Source organism: Salinicola sp., assembly GCF_982684285.1.
Genome location: NZ_CEXLVS010000337.1, coordinates 1 through 3,533 on the forward strand (window position 1 = coordinate 1; position 3,533 = coordinate 3,533).

Below are 3,533 nucleotides of genomic sequence, written 5' to 3' on the forward strand. Positions count from 1 at the left end.
GCCGGAACGGGCTGACATCGACGTCGGAACGACCCTCGGCGATTAGTTCGGCGAAACGCGCAAAGAGCCCGGCGTATTCCGCGTCTGGGCCTTCCTCCTGCAGCTCGCCGTCGATCAACAGTCTTCTGCCGCCCGCTTCCAGCGTCAGCCGCCCGGCATCGGTCTCGACATGGATCTCCCAGATCGGCGGGGTGCCCTGCTGGCGAAAATCGAACTCGGCGTGGATCGGCACGTTTTCGCCGTCGACGAAATCCAGCGAGGCGGCGATCGGCGTCTGGCAGTTGCCGGGCACCTGCAACTGGGCGTCGACCAGGTGGAACGGGCGCGGCAGGATCGCGGTGGCGATCGACAGCGCGTTGATGCCGGGATCGAACACGCCCATGCCGCCCGGCTGCCAGATCCAGGCCTGCCCCGGGTGCCAGACCCGCACGTCCTCCTTCCACTCGATATCGACACGGCGAACCTGACGTTGCGCCAGCCAGCGCTTCGCACCCGCCACCCCGTGGGCGTGCCGGGAGTGCCAGGAGGCGAACAGCGTGACGTCATGGCGTTCGGCGTCTTCGCGCAGGGTTTCGATCTCGGCCAGCGTGGCGCCGGGCGGCTTTTCCAGCATCACGTGCTTGCCGTGGGCCATGGCCAGCCGCGCCTGCTGGGTACGAACCCCGGCCGGCGTGCACAGCGAGACCGCGTCGATCTCGGGGCCCTGCTCCAGCAGCGCCTCGAGGCTCTCGAAATTTGCCACCTCGGGTACGGAGGCGTTGCGACTGGCAACGGCCGTCAGTCGATGGCGGGGATCATTGGCGATGGCCGGGTGATGCTGATCGCGGGCGATCTTGCCGTAGCCCACGATCGCGAGACGAAGGGTGTCCATGACAGGTCCTTGTGGATAGCAGCCTTGAAATCGAAAGCCGCCCGGCATTGGCATACCGAGCGACCCTTGAGAGAAAAACGGCCCCGGCGGCGCCCTCAGCGCAGCAGATAGACGATGATGGCGGTCAGCACCGAGACGATGACGATGCCGATCATGACATCACGAGGTACCCGCTCCAATCCCTCTTTGGCGATGACCGCGATCCGTGCATCTTCGCCATCGGGCCGGTCGCCGGCGCCGAGTCGCACCTTCCAGAGCCAGGTGAACAGCGCGGTCGCCGCGAACAGGATGCCGCCGATGATGGTGAAGTGGATCGGCAGCACGCCGGTCTCCACCAGCACGAAAAGTATCGCGCTGAGAATATGACCACTGGCCAGACCACTCAGCGCCGCCGACGAGCCCAGCGACTTGACCCACAGCCCCATCAGGAAGGTCGCCACCAGCGGCGAGGCGACGAAGGCGAACACCTGCTGCAGGTAGGCCCACAGCCCCGAGAAGTACTGGATCATCGGCCCCCAGAGCGCGGCGATGGCGGCCAGGATGAAGGTACAGATTCGCCCCCATCTGGCCAGTTGGGCATCGCTGAGATCAGGTCTTGCCGGTTTGATGAAATCCAGCGTCAGCAGCGTCGCCGAGGAGTTGAGCGTCGAGGAGAGTGTCGACATCAGCGCCGCGATCAGGCCGGCCAGGATCAACCCGGTAAGCCCGGTCGGTGTGAACTCCTGCACCATTTTCGGATAGACCTGATCGGGATGCTCGAGCCCCGGCAGCAGCGGGATCACCATCGCCCCGGGAATGGTCATGATGAAGATCGGCAACAGCTTCAGCGCCGCGGCGAAGATCGACGCCCGCCCCGCCGCCTGGATGTCCCGCGCGCCCAGCAGACGCTGAACCACGTACTGGTTCATCGACCAGTAGTAGAAGCCGACGATCGGGACCCCGGTGATCAGGCCCAGCCACGGCACGCTGGGATCGTCCAGCGGCCGAATCAGCGACAGCTTCTCCGGGCTGACCGCCTCCTTGACCGTCGACCAGCTGTAGTCGAAGTGGCCGAAGATGATCCAGGTCATCGCCGCCGACCCGCCGATCAGCACGCAGGCCTGCATCACGTCGGTGTAGACCACCGCGCGCAGCCCGCCGAAGGCGGTGTAGATGCTGGTGAACAGCGCCAGCAGCGCGCACACCTCCCACAGGTTGGTGCCGGGGATGAAGGTGGTGACGATCAGGCCACCGGCATAGAGCGTGCCGGCGGTATCGAGGATGATCGACAGGAACAGCGTGATCACCGAGAGATACTTGCGCAGCCTGGAGTCGAAGCGGCGCTCCATCAGTTCCGGCATGGTGGTGATACGGGCCCGCATCAGTACCGGCAGCACGAAGATGGCGGTGAACATCAGCACCACGCCGGCCATCCACTCGTAGTTGGCGGCGGAGATGCCGTGCTGGTAGGCGGCCCCGGGCAGGCCGATCAGCGTATCCGAGGAGATATTGGAGGCGAACAGCGAGAAGCCGATCGCCAGCGGGCCCAGGCTTCTCCCCGCCAGAAACAGCTCCTCCGGCGTGGTCTTGCCCCGGGCCGTCTTGTAGCCGATGAAGGTGACGATCAGGAAATAGGCCGCGATGACCGCGAAATCCCAGAATTGAAGATCATCCATGAGCGCGTTCGCTTTTGATCTGTGGTTGTTTTGGCGAGCGATGGCGGCGCGATGGCACCAATGGCCATCCGTCGCGATGACGCCCATTCAGGCGTTCACGATCCAAAGGTTAGTCAGCACACGGTCGAAATTCCATTCCCGGACAGCGGGTTGCATGACTCGGGAGTGCAAAAGACGCCCGCCGCATGGTCGACGAGCGCCTTGGCATTGCCAGATCACCGGGGACGATTGGCCCTTTCAGTCATACGAAAGATACGACCAATGTCTAATGCGGATTGCCGGATAAAGACGCCTCCAGCACTCTTGCCACGTGCAGCGCCTCGCGTCCGGCGCCGTCGAGAATCTGATGGCGGCAGCTGGTGCCGTCGGCCACGATCCAGGCGTCCTCGCCCGCTTCACGAACCGCCGGCAGCAGCGAAAGCTCCGCCATCTGTTGCGAGGCTTCGATATGCTCCGCCTCGTAACCGAAGCTGCCCGCCATGCCACAACACGAAGAGACGATCGCCTCGACCTCGAGCCCGGGAATCCAGTTCAGCACCGTCATCACCGGCGTAAAGGCATCGAAGGCTTTCTGATGACAGTGACCGTGGACCTTGGCCCGGCTGACCGCCAGCGGCTCGAGTGCCAGGTTCAGCCGTCCCGCCTGCTTCTCCGCGACCAGGAACTCCTCGAACAGCATGGCGGCCTCCGCCAGCCGCGTCCCCTCATCACCAAAACCAAAGTGCAGAAACTCGTCGCGCAACGTCAGCAGGCACGAGGGCTCGAGCCCGACGATCTTGACGCCGCGTTCGACGTAGGGCATCAGGGTCCCGAGGGTGCGGCGTGCTTCTTCCTTGGCCCGATCCACGCGCCCTGCCGCCAGGTAGGTTCGTCCGCAACAGAGTGGCCGCTCGCCCTCACGGACGTTGAAATGGACACGGTAGCCCGCGGCTTCCAGCACGCGCCGCGCCGCGGCGGCGTTGTCGCCCTCGAAGTAGTTGTTGAAGGTATCGACGAACAGCACCACT

Annotated in this window: 3 protein-coding genes; all 3 read right to left on the minus strand. The window is 64.5% G+C overall.

Translation table 11 applies throughout. From position 1 onward, the window contains the following. On the minus strand, window positions 1–871 hold an 871-nt coding region (locus AC3AYF_RS19380), incomplete at its 3' end, for a Gfo/Idh/MocA family protein (RefSeq protein WP_487780211.1). Between the two features lie 95 nt (window positions 872–966). After that, window positions 967–2,526 carry a sodium:solute symporter family transporter gene (locus AC3AYF_RS19385; protein WP_295041216.1) on the minus strand — a complete coding sequence of 520 codons (1,560 nt, stop codon included), beginning with the start codon at window positions 2,524–2,526 and terminating at the stop codon, window positions 967–969. Window positions 2,527–2,791: 265 nt separating this feature from the next. Next, window positions 2,792–3,533 (minus strand): (Fe-S)-binding protein (locus tag AC3AYF_RS19390; protein ID WP_295041218.1); only part of this gene is annotated, 742 nt, incomplete at its 5' end.

Excerpts from the sequence above, each read along its gene's own strand:
- AC3AYF_RS19385 (WP_295041216.1), bottom strand. The coding sequence starts at position 2,526 with ATGGATGATCTTCAATTCTGGGATTTCGCGGTCATCGCGGCCTATTTC.